Source organism: Actinomadura sp. NTSP31 (genome assembly GCF_041951385.1).
Classification (GTDB): Bacteria; Actinomycetota; Actinomycetes; order Streptosporangiales; family Streptosporangiaceae; genus Spirillospora; species Spirillospora napierensis.
The window spans coordinates 129,064-154,170 of sequence record NZ_JBGNUT010000010.1 but is presented as its reverse complement, the minus strand read 5'-3'; the positions used below and the strand labels follow the sequence as shown (position 1 = coordinate 154,170).

The following is a 25,107-nucleotide window of genomic DNA, read 5'->3' as shown; positions in this document are numbered from 1 at the left end:
GTGACGATGCGGTTCATCTACCACTACCCCGAGACGAGCGGGCTCGACGGCGACGTCCTGGACGCCGGTCCGCTGCGCGACGTGGCGGTCGCGGCGGAACGGGCCGGCTTCGACGGCCTGTCCCTCAGCGAGCACCCGGTGCCGGGCGCCCGGTGGCTCGCGGCGGGCGGGCACCAGACGCTGGACCCGTTCGTCGCGCTCGCCTACGCCGCCGGGGCGACCGAGCGGCTGCGGCTGCTCACCCACCTGGCCGTCGCGCCCTACCGCAACCCGTTCCTGCTCGCCAAGGCCGCCGCGACGCTCGACAAGCTCTCCGGCGGACGCCTGACCCTGGGCCTCGGCACCGGCTACCAGAAGAGCGAGTTCCACGCCCTCGGCGTCGACATGGACGAGCGCAACGCGCTGTTCGACGAGGCCCTGGACGTGCTCCCGCTGCACTGGAGCGGCGAGCCGTTCGGCTACGAGGGCCGGCACTTCAGCGCCCGGGACGTGATCGCGCGGCCCCGGCCCGTCCAGGACCCGATCCCGATCTGGATCGGCGGCAACTCCCGGCTGAGCCGCCGCCGCGTCGCCGAGCGCGCGCAGGGCTGGATGCCGATGACCGGCGGCGCGCAGCTGAGCGCCACCGCCCGCACCCCCGCGCTCGGCTCGCTCGACGACCTCGCCGCGGCCGTCGCCGAGTTGCGGGAGGCGGCGGCCGCCAACGGCCGCACCGACCGGATCGACGTCCTGCACTCCTACCAGGACGCGGGGCTCGCGACCCCGGCCGCCGAGGCCGACCGCCACCGCGAGGCGCTCGCCGAGATCGAGAAGGCCGGCGTCACCTGGGTGGTGGTGTCGAGCGGCACCGGTTCGCTCGCGGCCACCCTGGAGTTCCTGGAGGCCTTCGGCGCGACCTATCTGCGGGACGGGCGGTAGCGGCATGGGCTGGTTCGAGGAGCGGGGCGGCCTGGACGGCACCGTCGCCGTCGTCACCGGCGGAGCGGGCGGGCTGGGGAAGGCCATCACCACCGACCTCGCCGCCAACGGCGTCCGCCCGGCGGTCCTCGACATCGACGCCGACGCGGCCGGCGCCCTGCGCCGTTCGCTGGAGGGCCGGGGCGTCGACGCGATCGTCCGGCACGGCGACGTCCGCGACCCCGACGCGCTCGCAGCGCTCTGCACCGCCGTGGACGAGCGCTGGGGCCGCCTCGACACCCTCGTCAACGTCGTCGGCGGAACGTTCCGCGCGCCGTTCGCCGACACCGCCCCCAAGGGCTGGGACGCGCTGCTGCGCGCGAACCTGTCCCACGTCCTGCACGCCTGCTCGCTCGCCATCGAGCGGATGCGGGCGGGCGGGCGCGGCGGCAGCATCGTCAACATCACGACCATCGAGGCGCACCGCGCGGCGCCCGGCTTCGCCGTCTACGCGGCGGCGAAGGCGGCGGTGGAGCAGTTCGGCCGGACGCTCGCGGTCGAACTCGCCCCCGACGGCATCCGGGTCAACAACGTCGCGCCCGACTACGCCCCGACCGACAACCTCGCGAAGCTCGCCACCGGCGACGACGCCCTCGCCGGCGCCGACGGCGTCCGCATCGCGTTCCCGATGGGACGCGTGGGGCAGGTCACCGACATCTCGGGCTGCGTGGTGTTCCTCGCGTCGGGGCTGTCCGCGTACGTCACCGGGAGCACCCTGCACCCGGACGGGGGCACGTACGCGTCCTCGGGCTGGTTCAACTGGCCGGAGTCGGGCTGGGCGAACCACGTGCCCGTGCCCGTGCTGAAGGCCATGGCCGCCCGCGGCGAGGGCGGCTGACCGGCCCGGGGCGGTCCCGGGCTCAGTCGCCGGCCGTGCCCCCGTGGCGTTCCTTGAGGAGCCGCCTCAGCACCTTGCCGGACGGCAGGCGCGGGATCTCCTCGACGAGCACGACCTCGCGCGGCCGCTTGTAGGAGGCCAGCCGGTCGCCGACCAGCGCGATCAGCTCGCGGGGGTCGACCGGGCCGTCCGCGGCGACCGCCGCGACGACGGCCTCCCCGTTCGCGCCGTCCGGGATCCCGTACACCGCGCAGTCCGCGACGGCCGGGTGGCCGTGCAGCACGGCCTCGACCTCGGCGGGCGCGACCTGGAACCCGCGCACCTTGATCATCTCTTTGGCGCGGTCGGTGAGCCGGACCCAGCCGCCCTCGTCGATGTGCCCGACGTCGCCGGTGCGGTACCAGCCGCCGTCGAACGCGGCCGCGGTCGCCTCGGCGGGCAGGTAGCCGGCCATGAGCGAGTCCGACCGCGCCTGGATCTCGCCGGTCTCCCCCGGCCCGGCCGGCTCGCCGGTCTCCAGCGACACCACCCGGAGCGTCACGCCGGGCGCGGGCCGCCCGACGCTGTCCAGCCGTGCGCCGGAGACCGGGTTGCAGGCGATGACGGGAAGCTCGCTCGCCCCGTACGCCGGCACCCAGCCGACGCCGGTCCGCCGGGTGACGGCCTCGGCGATCTCCGGGGTCACCGGCGTCGCGCCCCACATGATGTAGCGCAGCGACGACAGGTCGAACGACTCCAGCTTCGGATGCGAGGCGATCGCCAGCGCGATCGGCGCGACGGCCATCTCCACGGTGATCCGGTCGGACTCGATGGTGCGCAGCAGCAGGTCCAGGTCGTAGCGGCGGTGCAGCCGCATCCAAGCGCCGGTCTGCAGGGCCGTCTCGATGTTGAGCAGGCCGAGGATGTGGGACGGCGGCGTGGCGATCTGGATCCTGTCCCGCGCGGTCAGCTCCAGCGTCGCGCGCCAGTTCCGGACGGCGGCGCCGAAGGAGGCGTGGGTGTGCCGGACCGCCTTCGGCAGGCCGGTCGTCCCCGAGCTGAACACCAGGAGGGCGTCGGCGTCCGGTGCCGGCTCGGGGAAGGCGGCGCCGGAGGGCCGGACGGGCTCCTCGTCCAGGTGGAGCATCGGCATCAGTCCGGCCAGGAGCGGGTGGTCGCCCACCGCGTGCGCCGGCTCGGTGACCTTCAGCGCGTGCTCGGCCTCGCCCCGCTTCCAGGACGGGCTGAACAGCACGACCGCCGCGCCCAGCCGCCAGACCGCCCGCACGGCGACGACGAACTCCGGCCGGTTCGAGGACATCAGCGCGACGCGGTCCCCGGCCCGCACGCCGCGCCGCGCGAGCGTCCCGGCCAGCCCGGCGGCGAGCGCGTCCAGCCGCGCGGCCGTGTACTCGCGCTCCTCGAAGGCGAGGGCGGCCCGCCCGCTCACGTCAGGTCTCCGTGCTCCCCCAGGCGGGGAGGGGGTCCGTAGCGGGGCTCGTAACCGGCGACCCGGATCGGGCTGCCGACCAGCCGGTATCCTCCCGCCTCCACGATGGTGTCCGGCGCGGCCGCCAGCGCCTCCGGCAGCGTCCGCACGGCCGCCGCCGGGATGCCGAGCGGGCGCAGCCGGGCCTCCCAGCCGGCGGCGGTGTCCGTCGCCAGGACGGCGGTCACGGCGGCCAGCACGTCCTCCCGCCGCGCCACGCGCTCGGCCATGGTCGCGAACCCCTCGACGCCCGCCTCCGCGCAGAACGCCTTCCAGAAGCGGTCGTGCGTGATGAACAGCGCGAGATGCCCGCCGGCCGTCGGGAACAGCTGGGCCGGGACGTAGTAGGAGTGCGCGCCGAACGGCAGCCGGCGCGGCTCGGCGCCCTCGTTCAGGTACGCGGACGCGCGGTAGTTGAGCTGGGACAGCATCACGTCCCGCAGCGACACCTCCACCTGCCCGCCGCGCCCGGAGACGATCTGGGCGAGCAGGCCCAGCGCCGCGGTGAGGCCGGCGGAGTTGTCCGCCGAGGAGTAGCCCGGCAGGGTCGGCGGCCCGTCCGGGTCGCCGGTGAGCGCGGCGACGCCGGTGGCGGCCTGGACGACGTAGTCGAACGCGGGGTGATCGCCGGCCTCCAGCCCGAATCCGGTGAGCGCGACGCAGACGATCCGCTCGTTGTGGTGCCGCAGCGCCTCGTAGGTGAGCCCCAGCCGCCGGATCGCCGACGGCTTCAGGTTCACCAGCAGGGCGTGCGCCCCGGCGACCAGCTCGCCGAGCCGCTCCCGCCCGGCCTCGGAGGTCAGGTCGATCCGGACGCTGCGCTTGTTCCGGTTGAGGCTGGCGAAGTACGCGTCGCTCACCTGCCGCGACAGGTCGCCGCCCGGCGGCTCGATCTTGGTGACCTCGGCGCCGAGGTCGGCGAGCATCATCGTGGCGTACGGGCCGGCCAGGATGTGCCCGGCCTCCAGCACGCGGATGCCCGCCAGCGGCCCGGCGCTCACCTCAGCTCCGCCGCGAGCCCCGCGAGCATCTCCCTCGTCCGCTCCTTGGAGGCGACCAGCTCGTCCCTGCCCTCGCCGATCGGCAGCAGCCGCACCGACAGGTCGGTGACGCCCGCGTCGGCGAACCGGCGCAGCCGGGCGGCGATGGCCGCCTCGTCGCCCGCCGCGCAGATGTCGCCGACGTCCCGGGCGTCGCCGTACTCCAGCAGCCGCTGGTAGTTCGGGGAGATCTCGGCCTCGCCGAGGATCCGGTTGGCGCGCTCGCGGGCCGCGTCCACCTCCGACGGCCCGCACAGGCAGACCGGGACGCCGGCGACGATCCGCGGCGCGGGGCGTCCGGCCTCCTCGGCGGCCCTGGTGATGCGGGGGACGACGTGCTCGCCGACGGCCTTCTCGTCGGCCATCCACAGCACGGTGCCGTCGGCCCGCTCCCCCGCGATCTTCAGCATCACCGGGCCGAGCGCGGCGACCAGGACCGGCAGCGGGGCCACCGCCCCCAGCCCCAGCGGGTTGTGCACGGTGAAGGTCTTGTTCTCCACGTCGACCGGGCCCGGCCCGGCGAACGCGGCGTCCAGGACGTCCAGGTAGTCGCGGGTGTACGCGGCGGGCCGCTCGTAGGGCAGGCCGAGCATGTCCCGGACGATCCAGTGGTGCGACGGCCCCACGCCGAGCGCGAGCCGCCCGCCCGTCGCCGCCTGGGCGGACAGGGCCTGGCGGGCCAGCGCGATCGGGTGCTGCGCCTGCAGCGGCACCACCGCGGTGCCGATCTCGATCCTGCTCGTCCCCGTGCCCATCAGGGCCACCGCGAGCAGCGCGTCGAAGTCCGTGGGCACCTGCGGCACCCACACGGTGTCCAGCCCGGCGGACTCGGCCCACCGGGCGTCGTCGACCATCCGGCTCGCCTTGCGCGCGGAGTCCCCGCGCTCGGGCCCGCTCATCACACCGATCCGCACGGCTCCTCCAAGTTCGCAGGGGTTGGGCTATGCGCACGCGGCCGGGCGCGCCGGCCCGGCCGCATGCGCCTCCGCGCGCGCCGTGCGCGGAGGGTCTCGGGTCACACCGGCGGCGCGGCGAAAGTCCGCCGCCGTGCGGTGGTCATCCGGTCGTGGCCGGCGGGGCGGCCGTCAGGGCGCGCACCTCCGCGACCAGGTCGTCGAGCGCGGTACCGGTCGGGAACACCGCGGCGGCGCCCGCCTCGCGCAGCCGGGGGACGTCGGCGGCCGGGATCGTGCCGCCGACGATGACGGTCATGTCGGCGGCGTCGGCGGCGCGCAGGGCCTCGACGGTGCGGCCGGTCAGCGCGAGGTGCGCGCCGGACAGGATGCTCAGGCCGACGACGGCGACGTCCTCCTGCAAGGCGATCGCCACGATGTCCTCGACGCGCTGCCGGATGCCGGTGAAGACGACCTCGAACCCGGCGTCCCGCAGCGCGCGGGCGACGACCTTCGCGCCGCGGTCGTGGCCGTCCAGGCCCGGCTTGGCGATCAGTATGCGCGCGGGCATCAGAACACCACCGGCTGCTGGAACTCGCCCCAGACCGCCTTGAGCGCGGCCACCATCTCGCCGACCGTGCAGTAGGCGCCGGCGCAGTCGATCAGCGGGCCCATCAGGTTGGCGTCCCCCTCCGCGGCCCGGGACAGCTCGGCGAGCCGGGCGCGGACGGCCGCCGGGTCGCGCTCCGCCTTCACCCGCGCCAGCCGTTTGAGCTGCCGCTCCCGGCCCTCGGCGTCCAGTTCGTAGCCGTCGATGTCGGGCGCGGGCTCGTCGGAGGCGAACCGGTTGACGCCCACCACCGGGCGGGCGCCGGACTCCAGGTCGCGCTGGATCCGGTACGCCTCGTCGGCGATGAGGCCCTGCAGGTAGCCGTCCTCGATCGCGCGGACCATGCCGCCGTGCCGGTCGAGGTCGTCCATGATCTCGACGATCCGCTCCTCGGTGGCGTCGGTGAGCGCCTCGACGAAGTAGGAGCCGCCGAGCGGGTCGGCGACCCGGGCGACGCCGGTTTCGTGGGCGAGGATCTGCTGGGTGCGCAGCGCGAGCGTCGCCGACTCCTCGCTGGGCAGCGCGAACGGCTCGTCCCACGCGGCGGTGAACATCGACTGCACGCCGCCCAGCACCGACGCCATCGCCTCGTAGGCGACCCGGACGACGTTGTTGCGCGCCTGCGGGGCGTACAGCGACGCGCCGCCCGCCACACAGCCGAACCGGAACATCGACGCCTTGTCGCTCGTCGCGCCGTACCGCTCCCGGACGATCGTCGCCCAGCGCCGCCGTCCCGCCCGGTACTTGGCGATCTCCTCGAAGAAGTCGCCGTGGGTGTAGAAGAAGAACGACACCTGCGGCGCGAACTCCTCGATCGTCATCCGGCCGCGCTCGACGACGGTGTCGCAGTAGGTCACCCCGTCGGCGAGCGTGAAGGCCATCTCCTGGACGGCGTTGGCGCCGGCGTCGCGGAAGTGCGCGCCCGCCACCGAGATCGCGTTGAACCGCGGCACCTCCGCCGCGCAGAACTCGATGGTGTCGGCGATCAGCCGCAGCGACGGCTCCGGCGGCCAGATCCAGGTGCCGCGCGAGGCGTACTCCTTGAGGATGTCGTTCTGGATCGTCCCGGTGAGCTTCGCGCGCGGCACGCCCGCCTTCTCGGCGGCGGCGACGTAGAACGCCAGCAGGATCGCCGCCGTCCCGTTGATGGTGAAGCTGGTGCTGATCCGGTCGAGCGGGATGCCGGCGAACAGCACCTCGGCGTCGGCGAGGGTGTCGATGGCGACGCCCACCCGGCCGACCTCGTCGGTCACCTCCGGGTCGTCGGAGTCGTGGCCGCACTGGGTCGGCAGGTCCAGCGCGACCGACAGCCCGGTGCCGCCCTGGTCCAGCAGGTACCGGTACCGGCGGTTGGACTCCTCGGCGGTGCCGAACCCGGAGTACTGGCGGATCGTCCAGAGCCTCCCCCGGTACCCGGAGGGGTAGTTCCCGCGGGTGAAGGGGTACCGGCCGGGTCCGGGCGGCCCCCCGCGAACGTCCTCGGGCCCGTAGACGGGGCGGAGGGGGATGCCGGAGGAGGTCCGGACGGCGTCGTCGTTCATGTCGGCCATGGCGGCGGACGCGTCAGACCGACATCAGACGGGCCAGGTTCCCGCCCATGATCTTCGCCTGGTCGGCCTCGTCCAGCCGCCCGAGCGCGTCGACGTAGCTGACCGGGTCGGCCAGGCCCTCCGGATGGGGGTAGTCGGAGCCGAACAGCACCCGCTCGACCCCGATGAGGTCGGCGAGCTCGGCCATGTCCTCCTCCCAGAACGGGCTGACGTGGATGTTGCGCTTGACCGCCTCGACCGGGTCCTCGCCGAACGCCTCCGGGGCCTTCTTGCGCACGTCGGCGAGCTGGTCCAGCAGCGGCGGCAGCCAGGACGAGCCGTTCTCGATGACCGCGATCTTCAGCTCGGGGAAGCGGGTCAGCAGCCCGTGGCAGGCCATCGAGCCGACGGCGTCGGTGACCGGCCGCCATTCGGCCAGCATCCGGAAGGCGTTGGTCTTGAACGGCAGCATCTCGGCGCCGTGGCCCTCCCAGTCGTTGGCGTACCGGCTGTAGCCGCTGTCGGAGGAGTGCATCCCGATCAGCACGCCCTCGTCGACGACCCGCTTCCAGAACGGGTCGAACTCCGGCAGCGCGAACGAGCGGAGGCCGCGGTGGCCGGGGACGGGCGCGGGCCGGATCAGCACCGTCTTGGCGCCGCGCTCCAGGCACCAGTCGAGCTCCTCGATCGCCTTCTCGACGATCGGCAGGCTGATGACGGGGGTGGTGAAGATGCGGTCCTTGTAGTTGAAGGACCAGGTCTCGTGCAGCCACTGGTTGAGGGCGTGGACGACCACGTGGATCAGGTCGGGGTCGTCGCGCATCCGCTCCTCGATGAGGCTGGCGAGGGTGGGGAACATCAGCGTGCGCTGGATGCCGAGCTCGTCCATCAGCTCCAGCCGCGGGCCGGGCTCGCGGAAGGCGGGGATCGCGCGCATCGGCTCGCCGAAGATCTCCCGCTTGCTCTTGCCGTCGGGGTTGCCGTGCCGGAAGTAGTCCTCCATCGCGCCCGGGCGGGCGACGACGTCGAAGGTGGGATTGGGGATGTAGTCGCTGATCTGGCCGCGGATGGCGATCTTGGTACGGCCGTTCACCTGGACGTACTGGATGGCCCCCGCGTACTGCTTCGGCAGGTGGCGCGTCAGCGCCTCCTGGGTCTCGTAGAGGTGGTTGTCCGCGTCGAACAGCGGATACGGCAGCGCGCGCGACGGCATCGATATCCTCCTTAGGCGATATTGAGAATAGTATTCTCAGTGAGCGCGTACCGCAATGTCCCGGCGGAGCCGGAACTTCTGCACCTTGCCGCTCGCGGTGCGCGGGAAGTCCTCGACGACGTGCAGCTCCTCCGGCCACTTCTGCCGGGCCAGCCCGACCCGCTCCAGGTGGGCGCGCATCGCCTCGATCGTCGGAACCGGCTCGCCCGGCTTCGCCCTGACGACCGCCGCGGCGTGCTCGCCGAGCCGGGCGTCGGGCGCCGGCACCACCGCCGCCTCGGCCACGCCCGGCAGGCCGAGCAGGGACTCCTCGACCTCCAGCGCGCTGATGTTCTCCCCGCCCCGGATGATGATGTCGGACTTGCGGTCGGTGATCGTCAGGTAGCCGTCCCCGTCGAGCACGCCGATGTCGCCCGTCCGGTACCAGCCGTCCTCGTCGAACGCGCGGGCGGTCAGCTCCGGATCGGTGTAGCCGACGCACAGGTCCGGGCCCCGGCTGTAGATCTCCCCGTCCTCGCCGAGGCGGATCTCCACGCCCGGCAGCGCCGCGCCGTCGGTGTGCAGCCGCTTGGCCGCGGGCGCGGTGAAGTGCGAGCCCGTGATGGACGGGTGCTCGGTGCTCCCGTACGACCGGAAGACCGTGATGCCGAGGTCCTGCAGCCGGGTGGTGACCGCCACCGGGACCGCCGCGCCCCCGAGGCCCGCGAACCGCATGTTCGCCAGATGCTCCGGAGTGAAGTCGGGATGGTCGAGCAGGCTCGTCATGTAGTACGGGACGCCGCCGCACACGGTGAGGTCGTCGCTCTTCATCAGCGCCAGCACCCGGCCCGGGTCCCAGACGTCGGCGATGTTCACCGCCGCGCCGCTCAGCACCGGGATCAGGTACGCCGAGACCATGCCGATGAAGTGGCCGACCGGGGCGGAGATGATCTGCCGGGAGACGTCCGGCGGGTAGCGCTCGGAGAGCTGGCGGGTCTCGAACCCGAGCGTCCGGTGGCTGTGCACGACCCCCTTCGGGTCGCGCGTCGTGCCGGAGGTGAACGCGATCACCGCGGGGCCCGCCGGGTCCACGGCGGCCGTGCCGGGCAGCGGGTCTTCGGCGAGCAGGTCGTCGAAGTCGCGCCCCACCACGCCGACGACCGGCACGTCCGCGCACACGCCGGGGTCGAACTCCAGGCGGCCGAACCGCTCGGCGCCGACGAACACCTTCGGCCGGACGGCCTTCAGGATGTAGCCGACCTCCTTGCGGCCGTAGAAGTGCACGATCGGGACGACCGTCGCGCCGAGGAAGGCCGACGCCCAGAAGACCGCCGCCGCCTCCATCCAGTTGGGCAACTGGAACGCGACCACGTCGCCGGGCCGCACGCCGCGGGCCCGGAGCCCGGCGGCGAGCCGCCGGGCGACCCGCTCCACGTCGCGGAACGTGCCGGTCCACGGCCGCACCGCCGAGTGCACCCGGAACACCGTGCCGGGAGCCCCGGCGAGCCCGCGCGCCAGCATCTCCCCGAGGGTCTCGCTGGTCCACCAGCCCTCCGCCTCGTAGCGCTTGACCAGTGCGTCAGGGATCGTTCGCATGGTGATGGCTCCCAGTTCGCGATGCGGACCGCCGATGGCTTGTGAATATCACGTTCTCAGTCGAGAGAACAGTCATCTCTCGACGGGGAAGGAGAGCCGGATCGACCCGGTGGGGCACGCCTCGGCGGCGTTGCGGACGTCCTCGGCCGAATCCGCCGCGGAGTCCTCGCCGCGCTCGGCCCGCAGCCGGACCGTCCCCTTCCCGTCCAGCTCGAAGGTGCCGGGCGCGTAGAAGGCGCACACGCCGGTGCCGGCGCAGGTCCGCGGCGTGACCGCGACCTCCGGCCGCTCCCCGGCCCGCCCGGCCCCGGCCGTGCCGCCGCTCATCCGAACACCACCGGCAGCCGGGCCGGGCCCCGCATCTGCAGGCCCATGAGGACGGGGCGGGGCGCGTCCGGGTCCCAGCGCAGGTTCGGCAGCCGGTCGAGGATCGCGTTGAGGGCCACCGTCATCTCCGCGCGGGCGAGGTGCATGCCGAGGCACACGTGCGGGCCCCCGGCGAACGACAGGTGGGGGCGCAGCGGCCGGAAGAGGTCGAACGCGTCGGGGTCGTCCCACCGGGCCGGATCGTGGTTCGCCGCGGTGAGGCAGAGCGCGACCCGCGCGCCGGCCGGGACGCGGACCCCGCCGAGCACCGTGTCCCGCGTCGCCATGCGGAAGAACGTCGGGTCGGTGACCTCCCACCGCAGGGACTCCTCGATCGCCGCGCGGACGAGCGAGCGGTCGCGGCGGACGGCGTCGAGCTGGGCGGGGTTGTTCAGCAGCGCCCACAGCGTGATGCCGAGCTGCCGCCACGTCGTGCCGGACCCGGCGGTGAGGATCAGCCGCGCGAACGCCAGCACGTCCTCGTCGGCGAGCCCGTGGAGGTTCCCGTCCTCGTCGCGGACGCGCTCCTGTACGAGCCTGCTGATCAGGTCGTCGCGCGGATGCTCCCGCCGGTCGGCGATCACCGGGAGCAGCAGGTCCGCGGCGGCGGCCGACGCGGCGAGCTTGTCCTCGCGCGCGACGTCGGCGCCGATCATCCGCTCGATCAGCTCGCGCAGCCGCAGCGTCTCGGCCATCCGGACGCCGAAGCTGCCGGTGATCGTCAGCAGCGGCAGCAGCGCGCAGAAGTCGAGGTTCAGCTCCGCCCGCCCCCGCCCCTCGACGCGGCTCAGCAGGGCGTCGGTGATCCCGGCGATCCAGCGGTCGATCCACCACTGCGTCGCGGCGCGTCCGAACGAGGGCTGGACGACCGCCCGGTGCCGGGCGTGCTCGGCCCCGTCCATGCCGAGGATGTTCGGGCCGAAGGTGGCGAAGGTGCCGCGGAGGATCTCGGAGTTGAACGTCTCCGAGTCGCGGAACACCGCGTTGACCGTCCCGTAGTCGAAGACGGAGACGACCGGCTCCGACCACCGCCGCGCGTACTCGGGACGGGGCAGGCCCAGCGCCTCCTCGACGCTGCCCTCGTGCACGGGCCCGCTCTCACGGGCCCGCCGCAGGTCGGCGTGGAAGTCCTCGACGTAGTCCCCGCCGGAGATGGCGCGGCGGTACTCGCCGCCGGTGTCGAACAGCGTGCGGATGCCGTCCGGGTCGAGCCCGGCGATCTCCTCTAGCAGCATGCGTGTCTCCCGTTCGGTCGCGGGCCGGTCACCGGCTCACCGCCGTGAGGTGCTTGACCTGCTGGTAGGCCCGGATTCCTTCGCGTCCGCGCTCCCGCGAGCGGCCGCTGTGCCGCCACCCGCCGGAGGAGGCGAACGGCCCGAAGTAGCCGCCGTTCACCAGCACCGCGCCGGAGCGGATGCGGCGCGCGACGGCCAGCGCCCGGTCGGCGGCGCCGAACACCGCGCCCGACAGCCCGTACACGGTGTCGTTCGCCAGTTCGACGGCGTGGTCGAGGTCGCGGTAGCCGATCACCGACACGACCGGTCCGAAGGTCTCCTCCTGGGCCAGCGGGTTGGCCGTGTCGTCGAGGTCGACGACGGTCGGCTCGAAGAAGTGGCCGCCGAGGTCCCGGCGGGCGCGGCCGCCGGCGACGACCCGGCCGCCGTGCGCGAGGGCGGCGGCGACGTGGTCCTCGCAGCGCCGCACCTGGGCGTCGCTGATGAGCGGCCCCACGTCGGTCGCCGGGTCGCGCGGGTCGCCGAGCCGGAGCGCGGCGACGCGGTCCGCGGCGTCGCGCAGGACGCGCCCCTTGCTCTCCTGCGGCACCAGCACCCGGGTCTGCAGGACGCAGCCCTGCCCGGCCATCGCGCGCATCACGACCGCGATCCCGTCGGCCGCCGCTTCCACGGCGTCGGGCAGGTAGACCCCCGCGGACTTGCCGCCGAGCTCCAGCATCAGGCGCTTGTGGGTCGGCGCGGCCTGGATGGCGATCGCGGCGCCGACGGCGCTGGACCCGGTGAACGACACGGCGTCGACCTCCGGCGCGGTCGTCATCAGCACCGCCCCGGCGGTGCCCTCCTCGGCGAGCACGTTCAGCACGCCGGGCGGGAGCCCCGCCTCCTCGGCGGCCTCGCCCGCGGCCAGCACCGCCATCGGCGCGAGCGGGCTGGGCCGCAGCACCACCGTGTTGCCGGTCAGCAGCGCCGGGACGACCTTCCACAGGGCCAGGAACAGCGGCACGTTGTAGGCCGGCATGGCCGCGACGACGCCGAGCGGTTCCCAGCTGAGGACGCTCGCGGCCACCCGCCCGCCGGCGACGAGACCGTCAAGCGGCACCGGGTTGTGCTCCTCCTCCGGCAGGGACGCGTGGATCCGGACGGCGGCGCGGGCGTGCTCGATAGCGCCCGCGACCTGGAGCGTCCGCGCCGACGACAGCAGCGCGCCGGTCTCGGCGACGATGGTGTCCTCCAGGCGCCCGCGCCGGGCCTCCAGCGCCGACAGGAATGCCAGGACGAGCGACGCCCGTTCGGCGGCCGGCGTCCGCGACCATCCGTCGAAGGCGCGCCGCGCGGCCCGCACGGCGCGCTGGAAGTCCGCGGGCTCCGCCGTCGGCACCTCGGCCACCGTGGACAGGTCCGCCGGGTTCGTGACCCGGAGGAGCGGACCTCGGCCCAGGCGGACGCCGTCCACGAACGAGCACGGGGCCGACGCGTCCGTGATGCCCGCCCTCACAGGCTGACGCCGGCGTCGAGGGGGAGCGCCACCCCGGTCACGGCGTGCGCGGCGTCCGACACCAGCCACAGGATCGCCTGGCTGACGTCGGCGGGCTGCAGCCGGTCGATCGGCAGCACCCGGGTGAGCGCCTGCGCGTCGCTGGCCCGCGTCATCGGCGAGTGCGGATTGTTGATCATGTAGGTGTCGACGGCGGTCGGATGGACGACGTTGACCCGGACGCCGTGCGGGCCGAGCAGCCGGGCGAAGCCCTTCGCGAGGCCGACGACGCCGTGCTTGGCCGCGTTGTAGCCGGACATGCCGCCGGAGCCGTCCGTCATGCCCTTGAGCCCGGCAGTGGACCCGGTCACCACGATCGAGCCGCCGCGGCCCTGCTCGACGAGCGGCCGCTGGACCACCTTCAGCGTGTTGAAGACGCCGGTGAGCATCACCCCGACCGCGTCGTCCCAACGGGCCGCCGCCTGCTCCAGGGTGGTCTCGGTGCGGTCGCTGTGCAGCACGCCCGCGTTGGCGAGCACGATGTACACGCCGCCGAGTTCGGCGATGCCGTGGTCCAGGGCCTTCGCCAGTGCGCCGATGTCGCGAACGTCGGCGATCGCGGTGACGCACCGCCGCCCGGCCGCCTCGACGAGGCGCGCCGTCTCGGCCAGGTCGTCCGCCGTGGCCATCGGATAGGGGACGGTCGGGATGTCGGCGCAGATGTCCACGGCGATCACGTCGGCCCCGTGCTCGGCCAGGAGCGCCGCGTGCGAGCGTCCCTGCCCGCGGCCGGCGCCCGTGATGAACGCGACCTTGCCGTCCAGTTGCCCCATTGTCGTCGGCCTCTCCTCGGTGATCGCTGCCGTTCGGCCCTGCCGAAAGGCATGCCGGACCGTCCGGCGGGCGCGCAGTCGTTCCGCCGCCGGACCGGTCGGGATTGGACCCGGCGAGGTGAACAGGCCGGGCTTTTCGAAGGTAAGCACGGCTGGTGAAAAGCGTCAAGAGAATGAGCTTCTCCATAGGTACTCGCAGCTGGTCAAGCCATCAAGCCGTGCATCGATCGCATGCGAGGGATTCTCATCTTCACTGTCGAGAACGATCTTCTCGCACTTATGGACATATGCGCTTCTACTGGTTACGTTGAGGTCGCGATGCCACCGACGAGGCGTCGCCCGCACCGCCGGCGCACCGCGCCGCCGAGACCATTCCGCCCCGCCGTTCAGTCCCGGTTTCCCTGCGTCCCGCGGCGTCCGCGCCGCGGCGGCGCGAGCCCGCGAAGGAGAGCCCCATGCCCCACCGGCCGGCCGGCCCGCCGCCCGTCTTCGACGGCGTCCAGGTCCTGGAAGTGGCGCAGTGGACGTTCGCGCCGGCGGCCGCCGCGGTGCTGGCCGACTTCGGAGCCTCGGTCATCAAGGTCGAGGATCCGGTCACCGGCGACCCGCAGCGCGGGCTCGCCACCTCCGGGATCGTCCCGAAGGCCGGCGAGGTCAACCTGGTCACCGCCCAGACCAACCGCGGCAAGCGCAGCATCGGGCTCGACCTGCGCAAGCCCCGCGGCCGCGAGCTGCTCATGGAGCTGGTCGACCGCGCCGACGTCTTCGTGACGAACTTCCGCGGACCCGCGCGGGTGAAGCTCGGGTTCGACGAGGACGCGGTCCGGGCCCGCAACCCGCGCATCGTCTACGCCCGCGCCACCGCCCAGGGGGTCCGCGGCCCCGACGCCGACCGCGGCGGGTACGACTTCACCTCGTTCTGGATGCGCAGCGGCATCGCCGCCGCGCTCACCGCGCCGGACGCCGACCGGCCGCTGCCCCAGCCGCCCGCCTTCGGCGACAAGGCCGGCGCGATGAACCTGGCGTTCGGGATCGCCGCGGCGCTGTTCCGCCGCGAGCGGACCGGCGAGGGGGCGTGCGTGGACGTCTCGCTGCTCGGCTCCGCGCTGTGGCAGCACTCCAGCGCGATCCTCTACTCCTGGGGGCTCGGCCGGGAGTTCCCCGTGGCCACCGGGCGTTCGGCGAACCCGATCGGGCGCGGCTACCGGACGGCCGACGGCCGCTGGATCGCGCTGATGATGATCGAGTCCGACCGCTGGTGGCCCGACCTGTGCCGGCACCTGGGCCGCCCCGACCTGATCGCGGACGAGCGGTTCGCGGACGCCGCGTCCCGCTCCGCGCACCACGACGCGTGCACCGCCGTGCTGGAGGACGTCTTCGCCGCGCTGCCGCTGGCGGAATGGGAACGGCGCCTCGCCGGCCTCGCCGGGCCCTGGGCCGTCCAGCGCACGATGCTCGAGACCGCCGACGACCCCCAGGTCGCCGAGAACGGATACACCGTGCCCGTCGACCACGACGGCACCGCGGTCCGGCTGATGAGCGCCCCGGTGCAGTTCGACGAGCGCGTCCCCGAACCGCGCCGCGCCCCCGAGCACGCCGAGCACACCGAGGAGGTGCTGCTCGAACTCGGCCACGGCTGGGACGCGATCGCGGCGCTCAAGGAGTCCGGCGTGGTCTGACGACCGCGCGGGCCGGAACCGCAGCTCCACCCACCCCACCCCCTGGAGGACCCGGTGACCGCGCGACCCACGCCGGATCGGCCCCCCTTCCCCACCGAACGCGCGGCGACGGCCCTGCTGGTCGCGCTGATCGCCATCGAGGTCTGCGCCGTCTTCGAGACCGCGATGGCGGTCGCCGCCATCCCCACCTTCATGAAGGTCTTCTCGGCCGACGCCGCGACCGTCGGCTGGAGCACGACCATCTACCTGCTGGTGGGCGCCGCGTCCGCCGCCACCAGCGGGCGCCTCGGCGACATCTTCGGCCGGACGCGGGTCCTGATCGCCGTGCTGGCGGTCGCCGCGCTGGGGTCGCTGATCAGCGTCCTGGCGGGCGGGCTGTGGCTCGTGGTGGTCGGGCGCGGTGTCCAGGGCATGGCCGCCGGCGCCCTGCCGCTGTCGTTCGGCCTGGTCCGCGAGCTGCTGCCGGAACGGCGGGTGCCGCTCGCCATGTCGCTGCTCGGCGGCGTGGTGCCGGTGTGCACCGGTGCCGGGGCGCTGCTCGCCGGCCTGCTGATCGACCACAGCGGATGGCGCGCCATGTTCCTGGTGGCCACCGTCCTCGGTGCGGCGGCGACGGTGATCGCGGTCTTCGGCCTGCCGCGCACCCCGGGGATCACACCGCGGCCGACCATCGACGTCGTCGGCGGCGTGCTGCTGGCGCCGGCCGCCGGGGGCGTGCTGTTCGGCGCCACCCAGGGCCGCACCTGGGGCTGGGACGACCCGCGGGTGATCGCGGCGTTCGTGCTCGGCGTCGCGGCCTTCCTCGTCTGGGCATGGTGGGAGCGGCGCGTCCCGGAGCCGATGGTCGACCTGAGGCTGTTCGCCGCCCGCAAGGTCCGGCTGACGACGGCGGCGACGGTCATGGTCGGGCTCGGGCCCATGGGGGCGATCGCCATCCTGTCGCAGATGGTGCTGCAGCTCCCCGAGAAGGCACCGGTCGGCCTGGGGCTGTCGCCCACGAGGTCCGGATGGCTGCTGCTGGTCGTCGCGGTGTTCGGCTACGGGGGCGCGGCGGTCAGCGGCCGGATCGCCCAGGCGGTGGGGGCGCGGTGGCCGCTGGTCATCGGGACCTGCACCTACGCCGCCGGCATCGTCCTGTGGATCTTCCTCGCCAAGAGCGTCGCCGGCACCCTGCTCTGCCTCACCCTCACCGGCATCGCCACCGGCTTCGCCGCGACCGCGCTGCCCGTCCTCATCGTGGAGGGGGTGCCGGCGGAGCACACCGGCGAGGCGACCGGGATCAACCGGGTGACCCAGAACATCGCCGTGGCCTGCGGGCTGGCGCTCACCTCGGTCATCCTCGCGGCCTCGACCGTGCCCGGCACGGAGCTGCCGACCCGGTCGGCGCTGGTGGCCGCGCTGCTGTCGGTCACCGTCCTGGCGCTCGTCGGCACGGTGATCGGCCTGATGATCGGCGGCCGCCGTCCGCGCGCGGCGGCGGAGCCCGCCGGCGGTCTCGGCGTGGAGCCGGCGGAGGCCTGATCCGGCGGCGACCCGCCCCGGCGGCGACGAAGCCGGGCGACGAACGAACCCCGGCGCCGGGCCCACCGGCGCCCCGACGGAAGGACGGACCATCATGACCGGCACGAACCCGGACCTGAACTGGCTGATCTCGGTCGACGACCACGTCCTCGAACCGGGCCACCTGTGGGAGACGTGGCTGCCGCGGAAGTACCGCGACCGCGGGCCGAAGCTCGTCGTCGACGGGGACGGCAAGGGCACCTGGCACTACCTCGGCGCGAAGCAGCGCGCCAGCGGCCTGTCCGCGACGGTCGGCCGGGACAAGAGCCTGATCAGCCCGGAGCCGCTCGGCTACGACGAGATGCGGCCCGGCTGCTACGACCCGCGGGCCCGCGTCGAGGACATGAACCAGGGCGGCATCCTCGCCTCGATGACGTTCCCGACGTTCCCCGCGTTCTGCGGCCAGACGTTCTACCGCGGCGAGGACAAGGAGCTCGGGCTCGCCTGCGTCAAGGCCTACAACGACTGGATGGTCGACGAGTGGTGCGCGAGCGCGCCGGGCCGGTTCATCCCGCTCACGCTGATCCCGCTGTGGGATCCCGAGGCCGCGGCCGAGGAGGTGCGGCGCGTCGCCGGCCGGGGCGTGCACGCGGTCGCGTTCAGCGAGAACCCCGAGCCGCTCGGGCTGCCGACGATCAACGACCCCGGCCGCTACTGGGACCCGTTCTTCCGGGCCGCCGCGGAGTGCGGCGTGGTCATCTGCATGCACGTCGGCTCGTCGTCGCAGATCCCGTCGATCAACGCCGACACCAACTTCATGGCCAACCTGTCGTGGGGCGCCGTCCGCACGTCCGGCACCATGCTCGACTGGCTGTTCAGCGGCGTCTTCGAGCGCTTCCCCGACCTCAAGATCTCCCTGGCCGAGGGCAACATCGGCTGGATCCCCTACTTCCTGGAGCGGGCCGAGCAGGTCATCGACAAGCAGCGCTTCTGGTTCCAGCGCGGCATCGACTACGACCCCGGCAAGGGCAGCAAGCAGCAGCGCACCGACGGCGGCGCGCACAGCATCGACTACCTGAACTTCGACATCCGGCAGAGCTTCCGCGACCACGTCTACGGCTGCTTCATCGACGACGTCGCCGGCCTGCGTAACCTCGACCTCATCGGCGAGGACAACGTCATGATCGAGACCGACTACCCGCACTCCGACACCACCTGGCCGAACTCGATGAAGCTCGCGCACGACCGGCTCGCCGGCTTCGCCCCCGAGGTGCAGTACAAGGTCCTGCGGGGCAACGCCGAGCGGCTGTTCCAGTTCACCCCGGCGGACACCGCGGACCTGCCCGTCCCCGGCGGGGTCTCGTGACGGACGCCCGGTCCGCCGTCATCGTCGGGCTCGGCATGAGCCCGCAGGGCCGCCGGCTCGGGATCTCGCCGCGAGAGCTGCGGCGGCAGGCGATCGACGCGGCGCTGGCCGACGCGGGGATCGGGCGCGAGCTGGTCGACACCTGCGTCTGCTTCGGCGCCCAGCCCGAGGACCTGCGCTACGCGGGCCTGTCCCCGCGGGCGTCGTTCGCGCTGAACTCGGGGGGCGCCTCCCCCGCGCTGTCGGTCGTCGTCGCCGCCGGTCTCATCGCGACCGGGCAGGCCGACCACGTCCTCAGCGTCTACGGGGAGGCGTTCACCGGGACGGCGCCGCGGCCGGAGCCGAACCACGGCGTCGCCGGACGGTCCGACATCGGCGGGTACAGCTACGGCTACCCCTACCTGTACGGGCTGGTCGGCCCCGGCGCGGTGTACGCCATGGCCGCCCGGCGCTACCTGGAGGTCCACGGCGCGACCTCGCAGGACCTCGGCGCGGTAGCCGTCGTCGAACGGGCGTACGGGAGCGTCCGGCCGGGCGCGGTCGGGTACGGGCGGCCGATCACGGTGGCCGACCACCAGGCGTCCCGGATGATCGCCGACCCGCTGCGGCTGCTCGACTGCTCCCGCCCGACCGACGGCGGCGTCGCCATCGTGATCACCTCGGCGGAGCGGGCCGCGGACTGCGCCGGCAGCCCGGTCGCGGTCCTCGGGTCGGGCTGCGGGCACAACATCGCCAACTGGTGGGACGGCACGATGGCGGGCCGGTTCGGCGCGTCGCCCGACGCCGCCCGCCGCGCCTACGCCGAGGCCGGCGTCGGGCCGGAGGACATCTCCACCGCCCAGCTCTACTCCCCCTTCACCATCGCCACGCTGATGCAGCTGGAGGAGTACGGGTTCTGCGGGGAGGGCGAGGCGCCCGCCTTCGTCCGGGACGGGCACACCGGGCCGGCCGGGAGCCTGCCCACCAACACCGGCGGAGGGCAGCACTCCGGCTTCTACGCCACCGGGTTCACCCCGCTGTCGGAGGGCGTGCTGCAGGTCCGCGGCCGGGCCCCGACGAACCAGGTACCGGACGCCGAGCTGTGCCTCGTCAGCGGCAGCGGCGGCAACGGCGGCGTGCACGGCTCGTGGGCGCACGTGTCGCTCGTGCTGGGCAGGCCGCGGTGAGCGCGCCGCGGCCGTTCCCCGGGGACGTCGCACCGGACCTGGCGGACGCGGAGTTCTGGCAGGGCTGCCGCGAGGGCCGCTTCCTCCTGCTGCGCTGCGGGACCTGCGGCCGGGCCGTGTGGCCGGCGGGCGGCTGCCCGAGCCACGGGATGGCGCCGATGGCGTGGGAGCCGGCGAGCGGCCTCGGCCGCCTCCACACCTGGACGGTCGTGCACCAGCGGTACGCGACGTCGTTCGACGACCCGCCCCCCAACGTCGCCCTGGTGGAACTGGACGAGGGCCCGCTCGTCCACTCGACCGTGATCGGCACGGACCGGCCGGTGATCGGGATGCGGGTGGAGGCCGACTTCCAGACGATCGCCCCGGACGTCGTGATCCCCGTCTTCCGGCCGGTCCGGGGGGCGGGCGATACCCTTGGCGCGTGACGCTGGAGCCGGGGTGGGCGGAGCGCATGACTCGGCACGCCGTCGAGGACCGCCCCGCCCGAGGAGGGTTCGTCGGGCCGCGGGCCAAGCTCATCGCGGCCGGCCAGCGGCTGCTCCTGGAGAAGGGCGACTCCGACTACACGATCGAGGAGCTCGTGCGCCGGGCCGGCGTCGCGATCAAGACGTTCTACCGGTGCTTCCCCACCAAGGAGGAGTTCCTGCGGACGGTCTTCACCACGTCCGTCACGGGGGCGCTGCCGAGGATCCGCGAGTACATCCTGGCCACGTCCGGCGACCCGCTGGAGCGGCTGCGGATGGCGGTCACCTGGCCGCTGGTGTGGCACCGGGAGAACGAGTCGCTCAGCCGCGTGATCGCCTACGAGCACGTGCGGATCGCCCGGACCAGTCCCGAGACGATCGCCGTGACGGGCCGCCCGTACGAGGAGTTCGTCCGCGAGCTGATCGTCGGCGCGGCCGAGGCCGGGCTCGTGCGCCCGGCGAACCTCGACTGGGACGTGCACATCATCACCTCGATCGTCACCACGTCCTTCCACACGCTGGTCCTCGGGATGGGCGAGCCGCCCGAGCCCGACCGCGGGGCGCTCGCCGAGAACGTCTGGCGGTTCTGCCTGACCGCGCTGCACGGGCCCGGCGCCGGGCCCGCCGGCCCGGCCGCCGCCTGACCGCGCGTCCGCACCGGTCCGCCCGGCCCCGCCGGGGGTTGCCTGCGCCGTGACGGGCGAATACGCTATTTCCACAAATGAGAATGTCAATCTCGCCTCATCTGGAGAAGCCCGCATGGTCGATCTCGAGCTGGAGCGGGGCGTGGCGGTCATCACCATCGACCGCCCGCAGGCCCGCAACGCCATCGCACCGGCCACCATGGACGAGCTGGACAAGGCCCTCGACGAGGCCGAGGGGGCCGGCGCGCTGGTCGTCCGGGGCGGGGGCGACCGCGCGTTCGTCTCGGGCGGCGACCTGAAGGAGCTCGCCGCGATCCGCACCGAGGACGAGGCCGTCGCGATGGCCCTGCGCATGCGGGGCGTCTGCGACCGGATCGCGGCCTTCCCCGCCCCGGTGATCGCCGCGCTGAACGGGCACGCGCTGGGCGGCGGGGCCGAGGTGGCCGTCGCCGCCGACATCCGGGTGGCCGCCGACGACGTCAGGATCGGCTTCACCCAGTCGACGCTGGCGATCATGCCGGCGTGGGGCGGCGCGGAACGGCTCGCGGCGCTCGTCGGCCCGGGCCGGGCGCTGCTGCTCGCGGGCGCCGGGACCGTGCTCGGCGCGGCGGAGGCCGAACGGCTCGGGCTGGTGGACGTGGTGCTGCCGCGCTCCTCCTTCGAGGAGGGCTGGCGGTCGCTGGCCGCGTCGCTCGCCACCGGCGCGGCGCGCGAGATCAAGCGCGTCGTCGCGGGCGGCCTGAGCGCGGACGAGGCCGCCCGCGCCTTCGCCCGGCTGTGGGTGGCGGACGAGCACTGGGAGGCGGCGGAGAGGGTGATGAACCGTGCGCGATGACGTGCGGCGGTCCGAGAGCCCGGTCGGGCTCATCGTGCGTCCGGCGGGGCCGGCCGAGACGACCGTCCTCTACCTGCCCGGCGACGGCGGCCCGCACGGCACGCCGGAGCCGGTGCTCGACCTGGCCGGGCGCCTCGCGACCCGGATGGCGGCGACCGTCGTCTGCGGCCGGTACGGGACGTCGTTCGCCACCGCCCTGGACGATGTCCGCGCGGCCTACGAGCACTGCCGGGCGTCCGGGCCGACGGTGGTCGCGGGCGAACGGTTCGGCGCCGGGCTGGCCGCGGCCCTGCTGCTGCGGCTCCGCGACCTCGGAGCCGAGCCGCCCCGCTGCGCGGTGCTGGTGTCGGGGCTGCTGGACCTGACGCTGGAGGCGCCGAGCCTGCGCCTCAACGCCGGCGCCGACCCGGCGTTCGACGCCGCCCGGTTGCGGCGGCGCGTCGAGCGCTACGCCGCGGGCGCGGACCGGGCCGATCCGCTGCTCAGCCCGCTGTACGGCAACCTGCACGGGCTGCCGCCCATCAGGCTCCTGGCCGCGGGGACGGACCCGCTGCTGGACGACTCGCTGGCGTTCGCCGCCCGCGCCGCCCGTTCCGGCGTCACCGTCGACCTCCGCGTCGTGCAGGACCGGTCGCTGCTGCCCGCCGAGACCGTCTCCGGCATCGCGGGCTTCGCCGCCGAGTGGACGCGCGCGAACGGTTCGCCCGTCCCCTCCCGCTGACCTCGGACGGCCGCGGCCGGGCTCGGCGGGCTCATGCCCCTCCGCCCGGCCGGGCCGTTGTTCAGGTGACGGCGCCCGCGGCCTTGAGGGCGATGATGCGGTCCCAGTCCAGCCCCAGTTCGGCGAGGATCTCCTCGGTCTGGGCGGCGAACTCGGGCGCGGGGCCGAGCTCGGGCGCGGCGACGTCGAACTGCACGGGGCTGGCGACCAGGTCCAGGTCGCCGGCCCGGACGACGTACTCGTTCGCGCGGGCCTGCGGGTCGTTCCCGGCCTGCAGCGAGTCCTGCACCGGTGCCCACGGACCGGCGAGGGTGGCGAAGCGCTCGGTCCACTCGGCCAGGGTCCGGGCGGCGATGGCCTCCCGGAGGATCTTCACGGCCTGCCCGGTGTTGGCGGCGATCCGCTCGGCGTCCGCGAAGCGCGGGTCGTCGGCCAGCTCCGGCCGGCCGATGTGGCGGCACACGTCCGCCCAGAACTTGCCGGGCTGCAGCATGACGAAGGCCAGGTGCCGGCCGTCGGACGTGGCGTACAGGCCGGACAGCGGGTTGGACGGCGAGCCGTGCGCGCCCGCCGGCGGCGGGACGAGCGGCTCGCCGACGTGCAGCGACAGCGCGATCCCGTGCCCCATCGCCCACAGGCCGCTGCCGAACAGCGACACGTCGACCACCGACGGCTCGCCGGTGCGCTCGCGCCGGAACAGCGCCGCCGCGATCCCGCCGGCCAGGTTCGTGCCGGAGATCGTGTCGCCGTAGGCCGGTCCGGGCGGGCTGATCATGCCCTCCGTGCCGGCGGGCGTGAGGCTGGCGGCGGTGCCGCCGCGCGCCCAGAACGCCGTCATGTCGTAGCCGCCCTTGTCCGCCTCCCGGCCGCGCGGCCCGAGCGCGCTGCCCCGCGCGTAGACGATCTTCGGGTTGACGGCGCGGACGTCGTCGACGTCGATCCCGAACTTGGCGCGCGCGCCGGGCAGGAAGCTCGTGAGGAACACGTCCGAGCGGCGGATCAGCTCTTCGAGGACCTCCCTGCCCTCGGCCACGGTCAGGTCGAGCCCCAGGGAGCGCTTGCCGCGGTTGGCGTGCTCGATGTTGGGGTTGGGGTCGCCCTCGACGCGGATCGTGCCGATCTGCCGCAGGCCGCGCTGCGGGTCGCCGGTGACGGCGTGCTCCACCTTGACCACGTCGGCGCCCCAGTCGGCCAGCACGGCGCCCGCCGAGGGGACGAACCCGTACATCGCGACCTCCAGGACGCGGACCCCCTCCAGCGGCCTCACGCCGCCACCGCCGCGCAGAACCCGATCTCCATGAACTCCTCCAACCCGGCGACGCCCGACCTGCGAACGGTGCCCGGCGGCTCCCGGCCGCGGAAGGGCACACTGCCTGGAAGTTACATTCTCAGAATTGGAGAATCAACTCACCGGCACCGGCGGCCACCTCCGCCGATCCACGGCCGCGGGTCTTCCGGGCGGGCCGTTGGTGAGAGTAATGTTCTCATATCCGGAACGAGGGTTCTCTACCCCTGGACCGGAGTGCGCGGGCCGAGCGGCTCCAGACCGGAAGGACACCATCCATGGGACGTGTTGCGGGAAAGGTCGCGTTCATCACGGGCGCCGCCCGCGGCCAGGGCCGCAGCCACGCGGTGCGGCTGGCGGAAGAGGGCGCCGACATCATCGCGGTCGACCTCTGCCAGGACTACGAGACGGTCGGCTACCCCCTCGCCCGGCCGGACGACCTCAAGGAGACCGTCCGGCTCGTCGAGGAGCTGGGCCGGCGCATCGTGGCGGTGCAGGCCGACGTGCGCGAGGCCGCGCAGCTGCGGGACGCGGTGGAGCGGGGCATCGCCGAGCTCGGCCGGCTCGACATCGTCGTGGCGCAGGCCGGGATCGCCGGGATGAAGGGGCGGCCGCCGCTGCAGGCGTGGACCGACGTCGTGGACACCAACCTCGTGGGCACGATCAACGCGGTCCAGGCGGCGCTGCCGCACCTGCCCGAGGGCGGCTCCATCATCGCCACCGGATCGACCGCGGCGCTCATGGTCATCGGCACCATCGACGAGCCGGGCAAGGACCCCGGCGGGCACGCCTACATGTACGCCAAGCAGGCGCTCTCGCAGTACATCCACGAGCTGGCGCGGAACGTCGCCCCGCTGCGGATCCGGGCGAACGTCGTGCACCCCACCAACTGCAACACCGACATGCTGCAGAGCGAGCCGATGTACAAGTCGTTCCGGCCGGACCTGGAGCATCCGACCCGCGCGGACGCCGAGCCCGCGTTCAGCGTGCAGCAGGCGATGCCGATCCCCTACGTCGAGCCGAGCGACATCAGCGACATGGTCCTGTTCCTGGCCTCGGACGAGTCCCGCTACGTCACGGGCATGCAGATGCGCGTGGACGCCGGCGGCTACCTCAAGTGGCATGACTACAAGGTCTGAGCCCCGCAGGTCCCAGCCCGAACAGCCGGAGTCCCCGGAGGAGGAGACAACGTGAAGGTGAAGGTCGACTTGGAGCGCTGCCAGGGCCACACGCTCTGCGCCATGAGGGCGCCCGACGTCTTCGAACTCGACGACGTCGACGGCCACTCGTCGCCGGTCAGCGAGGAGGTCCCGGCCGACCAGGAGGCGAAGGTCCTGGAGGCCGTCCGGTCGTGCCCGGAGCGCGCGATCTCGGTGTCCTGACCCGCCCGTTCCCTGCCCAGCGAGGATGACAAGG

At 73.9% G+C, this 25,107-nt stretch carries 24 protein-coding genes; 12 read left to right on the top strand and 12 right to left on the bottom strand.

What is annotated here, in order from left to right:
- Positions 1–6: 6 nt before the first annotated feature.
- Both ACA514_RS19065 and ACA514_RS19060 read left to right on the top strand, forming a co-directional pair.
- A complete protein-coding gene (locus ACA514_RS19065) occupies positions 7–918 on the top strand; it encodes an LLM class F420-dependent oxidoreductase (RefSeq protein WP_375042641.1) in 912 nt (303 codons plus the stop codon).
- A 4-nt stretch (positions 919–922) separates the two neighbouring features.
- Positions 923–1,795 (top strand): SDR family NAD(P)-dependent oxidoreductase, encoded by an 873-nt coding sequence (locus ACA514_RS19060; protein WP_375042511.1) that lies wholly within the window; start codon positions 923–925, stop codon positions 1,793–1,795.
- 22 nt (positions 1,796–1,817) lie between these two features.
- Here ACA514_RS19060 and ACA514_RS19055 read toward each other — a convergent pair whose 3' ends face one another.
- From ACA514_RS19055 to ACA514_RS19005, 11 genes are all read right to left on the bottom strand, one after another.
- Entirely contained in the window at positions 1,818–3,224 is a 1,407-nt protein-coding gene (locus ACA514_RS19055; RefSeq protein WP_375042510.1) for a class I adenylate-forming enzyme family protein, read from the bottom strand.
- A complete protein-coding gene (locus tag ACA514_RS19050) occupies positions 3,221–4,264 on the bottom strand; it encodes a CaiB/BaiF CoA transferase family protein (RefSeq protein ID WP_375042509.1) in 1,044 nt (347 codons plus the stop codon). Before ACA514_RS19050 ends, ACA514_RS19055 begins: the two co-directional genes overlap by 4 nt.
- Positions 4,261–5,217, bottom strand: a complete 957-nt coding sequence (locus ACA514_RS19045) for an LLM class F420-dependent oxidoreductase (protein ID WP_375042508.1) — start codon at positions 5,215–5,217, stop codon at positions 4,261–4,263. The genes ACA514_RS19050 and ACA514_RS19045 overlap by 4 nt, the downstream gene beginning before the upstream one ends.
- 142 nt (positions 5,218–5,359) lie before the next feature.
- Positions 5,360–5,767 carry a cobalamin B12-binding domain-containing protein gene (locus tag ACA514_RS19040; protein ID WP_375042507.1) on the bottom strand — a complete coding sequence of 136 codons (408 nt, stop codon included), beginning with the start codon at positions 5,765–5,767 and terminating at the stop codon, positions 5,360–5,362.
- Positions 5,767–7,347, bottom strand: coding sequence for a methylmalonyl-CoA mutase family protein (locus ACA514_RS19035; RefSeq protein ID WP_375042506.1), 1,581 nt, complete (start codon positions 7,345–7,347; stop codon positions 5,767–5,769). The genes ACA514_RS19040 and ACA514_RS19035 overlap by 1 nt, the downstream gene beginning before the upstream one ends.
- Before the next feature lie 22 nt (positions 7,348–7,369).
- On the bottom strand, positions 7,370–8,548 hold the full coding sequence (locus ACA514_RS19030; RefSeq protein ID WP_375042505.1) for an amidohydrolase family protein: 1,179 nt from the start codon (positions 8,546–8,548) through the stop codon (positions 7,370–7,372).
- Positions 8,549–8,584: 36 nt separating this feature from the next.
- Entirely contained in the window at positions 8,585–10,123 is a 1,539-nt protein-coding gene (locus ACA514_RS19025; protein WP_375042504.1) for an AMP-binding protein, read from the bottom strand.
- 72 nt (positions 10,124–10,195) lie between these two features.
- A complete protein-coding gene (locus tag ACA514_RS19020) occupies positions 10,196–10,450 on the bottom strand; it encodes a ferredoxin (protein WP_375042503.1) in 255 nt (84 codons plus the stop codon).
- A complete protein-coding gene (locus tag ACA514_RS19015; RefSeq protein ID WP_375042502.1) occupies positions 10,447–11,724 on the bottom strand; it encodes a cytochrome P450 in 1,278 nt (425 codons plus the stop codon). Before ACA514_RS19015 ends, ACA514_RS19020 begins: the two co-directional genes overlap by 4 nt.
- 28 nt (positions 11,725–11,752) lie before the next feature.
- Positions 11,753–13,219 (bottom strand): aldehyde dehydrogenase family protein, encoded by a 1,467-nt coding sequence (locus tag ACA514_RS19010; RefSeq protein ID WP_375042501.1) that lies wholly within the window; start codon positions 13,217–13,219, stop codon positions 11,753–11,755.
- Positions 13,216–14,031: a mycofactocin-coupled SDR family oxidoreductase gene (locus ACA514_RS19005; RefSeq protein WP_375042500.1), complete on the bottom strand. Its 816-nt coding sequence runs from the start codon at positions 14,029–14,031 to the stop codon at positions 13,216–13,218. The genes ACA514_RS19010 and ACA514_RS19005 overlap by 4 nt, the downstream gene beginning before the upstream one ends.
- A 455-nt stretch (positions 14,032–14,486) precedes the next feature.
- Here ACA514_RS19005 and ACA514_RS19000 point away from each other — a divergent pair, with 455 nt between their 5' ends.
- From ACA514_RS19000 to ACA514_RS18965, 8 genes are all read left to right on the top strand, one after another.
- On the top strand, positions 14,487–15,710 hold the full coding sequence (locus ACA514_RS19000; RefSeq protein WP_375042499.1) for a CaiB/BaiF CoA transferase family protein: 1,224 nt from the start codon (positions 14,487–14,489) through the stop codon (positions 15,708–15,710).
- 54 nt (positions 15,711–15,764) lie between these two features.
- Positions 15,765–17,231 carry an MFS transporter gene (locus tag ACA514_RS18995; protein ID WP_375042498.1) on the top strand — a complete coding sequence of 489 codons (1,467 nt, stop codon included), beginning with the start codon at positions 15,765–15,767 and terminating at the stop codon, positions 17,229–17,231.
- 94 nt (positions 17,232–17,325) lie between these two features.
- Positions 17,326–18,576: an amidohydrolase family protein gene (locus tag ACA514_RS18990; protein ID WP_375042497.1), complete on the top strand. Its 1,251-nt coding sequence runs from the start codon at positions 17,326–17,328 to the stop codon at positions 18,574–18,576.
- Positions 18,573–19,742, top strand: coding sequence for a thiolase family protein (locus tag ACA514_RS18985; protein ID WP_375042496.1), 1,170 nt, complete (start codon positions 18,573–18,575; stop codon positions 19,740–19,742). Before ACA514_RS18990 ends, ACA514_RS18985 begins: the two co-directional genes overlap by 4 nt.
- Positions 19,739–20,167 (top strand): Zn-ribbon domain-containing OB-fold protein, encoded by a 429-nt coding sequence (locus ACA514_RS18980; RefSeq protein ID WP_375042495.1) that lies wholly within the window; start codon positions 19,739–19,741, stop codon positions 20,165–20,167. Before ACA514_RS18985 ends, ACA514_RS18980 begins: the two co-directional genes overlap by 4 nt.
- Positions 20,164–20,850 carry a TetR/AcrR family transcriptional regulator gene (locus ACA514_RS18975; protein WP_375042494.1) on the top strand — a complete coding sequence of 229 codons (687 nt, stop codon included), beginning with the start codon at positions 20,164–20,166 and terminating at the stop codon, positions 20,848–20,850. Before ACA514_RS18980 ends, ACA514_RS18975 begins: the two co-directional genes overlap by 4 nt.
- Positions 20,851–20,965: 115 nt before the next feature.
- Positions 20,966–21,685 carry an enoyl-CoA hydratase/isomerase family protein gene (locus ACA514_RS18970; protein ID WP_375042493.1) on the top strand — a complete coding sequence of 240 codons (720 nt, stop codon included), beginning with the start codon at positions 20,966–20,968 and terminating at the stop codon, positions 21,683–21,685.
- Entirely contained in the window at positions 21,675–22,406 is a 732-nt protein-coding gene (locus ACA514_RS18965; RefSeq protein ID WP_375042492.1) for an alpha/beta hydrolase fold domain-containing protein, read from the top strand. Before ACA514_RS18970 ends, ACA514_RS18965 begins: the two co-directional genes overlap by 11 nt.
- Before the next feature lie 61 nt (positions 22,407–22,467).
- Here the strand turns inward: ACA514_RS18965 and ACA514_RS18960 are convergent, their stop codons facing one another.
- A complete protein-coding gene (locus tag ACA514_RS18960; RefSeq protein WP_375042491.1) occupies positions 22,468–23,673 on the bottom strand; it encodes a CaiB/BaiF CoA transferase family protein in 1,206 nt (401 codons plus the stop codon).
- 296 nt (positions 23,674–23,969) lie between these two features.
- Between ACA514_RS18960 and ACA514_RS18955 the strand changes: the two genes are divergently transcribed.
- Together ACA514_RS18955 and ACA514_RS18950 are read left to right on the top strand one after the other, a co-directional pair.
- Positions 23,970–24,830, top strand: coding sequence for a mycofactocin-coupled SDR family oxidoreductase (locus tag ACA514_RS18955; protein WP_375042490.1), 861 nt, complete (start codon positions 23,970–23,972; stop codon positions 24,828–24,830).
- Between the two features lie 51 nt (positions 24,831–24,881).
- Positions 24,882–25,073 (top strand): ferredoxin, encoded by a 192-nt coding sequence (locus tag ACA514_RS18950; protein ID WP_344261317.1) that lies wholly within the window; start codon positions 24,882–24,884, stop codon positions 25,071–25,073.
- Positions 25,074–25,107: the final 34 nt, after the last annotated feature.

Coding starts and splice junctions, on each gene's coding strand:
- ACA514_RS19025 (WP_375042504.1), bottom strand. CDS start 10,123: ATGCGAACGATCCCTGACGCACTGGTCAAGCGCTACGAGGCGGAGGGC.
- ACA514_RS19035 (WP_375042506.1), bottom strand. CDS start 7,347: ATGAACGACGACGCCGTCCGGACCTCCTCCGGCATCCCCCTCCGCCCC.
- ACA514_RS19030 (WP_375042505.1), bottom strand. CDS start 8,548: ATGCCGTCGCGCGCGCTGCCGTATCCGCTGTTCGACGCGGACAACCAC.
- ACA514_RS19040 (WP_375042507.1), bottom strand. CDS start 5,767: ATGCCCGCGCGCATACTGATCGCCAAGCCGGGCCTGGACGGCCACGAC.
- ACA514_RS19020 (WP_375042503.1), bottom strand. CDS start 10,450: ATGAGCGGCGGCACGGCCGGGGCCGGGCGGGCCGGGGAGCGGCCGGAG.
- ACA514_RS19005 (WP_375042500.1), bottom strand. CDS start 14,031: ATGGGGCAACTGGACGGCAAGGTCGCGTTCATCACGGGCGCCGGCCGC.
- ACA514_RS18990 (WP_375042497.1), top strand. CDS start 17,326: ATGACCGGCACGAACCCGGACCTGAACTGGCTGATCTCGGTCGACGAC.
- ACA514_RS19000 (WP_375042499.1), top strand. CDS start 14,487: ATGCCCCACCGGCCGGCCGGCCCGCCGCCCGTCTTCGACGGCGTCCAG.
- ACA514_RS19015 (WP_375042502.1), bottom strand. CDS start 11,724: ATGCTGCTAGAGGAGATCGCCGGGCTCGACCCGGACGGCATCCGCACG.
- ACA514_RS19065 (WP_375042641.1), top strand. CDS start 7: ATGCGGTTCATCTACCACTACCCCGAGACGAGCGGGCTCGACGGCGAC.
- ACA514_RS18970 (WP_375042493.1), top strand. CDS start 20,966: ATGGTCGATCTCGAGCTGGAGCGGGGCGTGGCGGTCATCACCATCGAC.
- ACA514_RS18955 (WP_375042490.1), top strand. CDS start 23,970: ATGGGACGTGTTGCGGGAAAGGTCGCGTTCATCACGGGCGCCGCCCGC.
- ACA514_RS19060 (WP_375042511.1), top strand. CDS start 923: ATGGGCTGGTTCGAGGAGCGGGGCGGCCTGGACGGCACCGTCGCCGTC.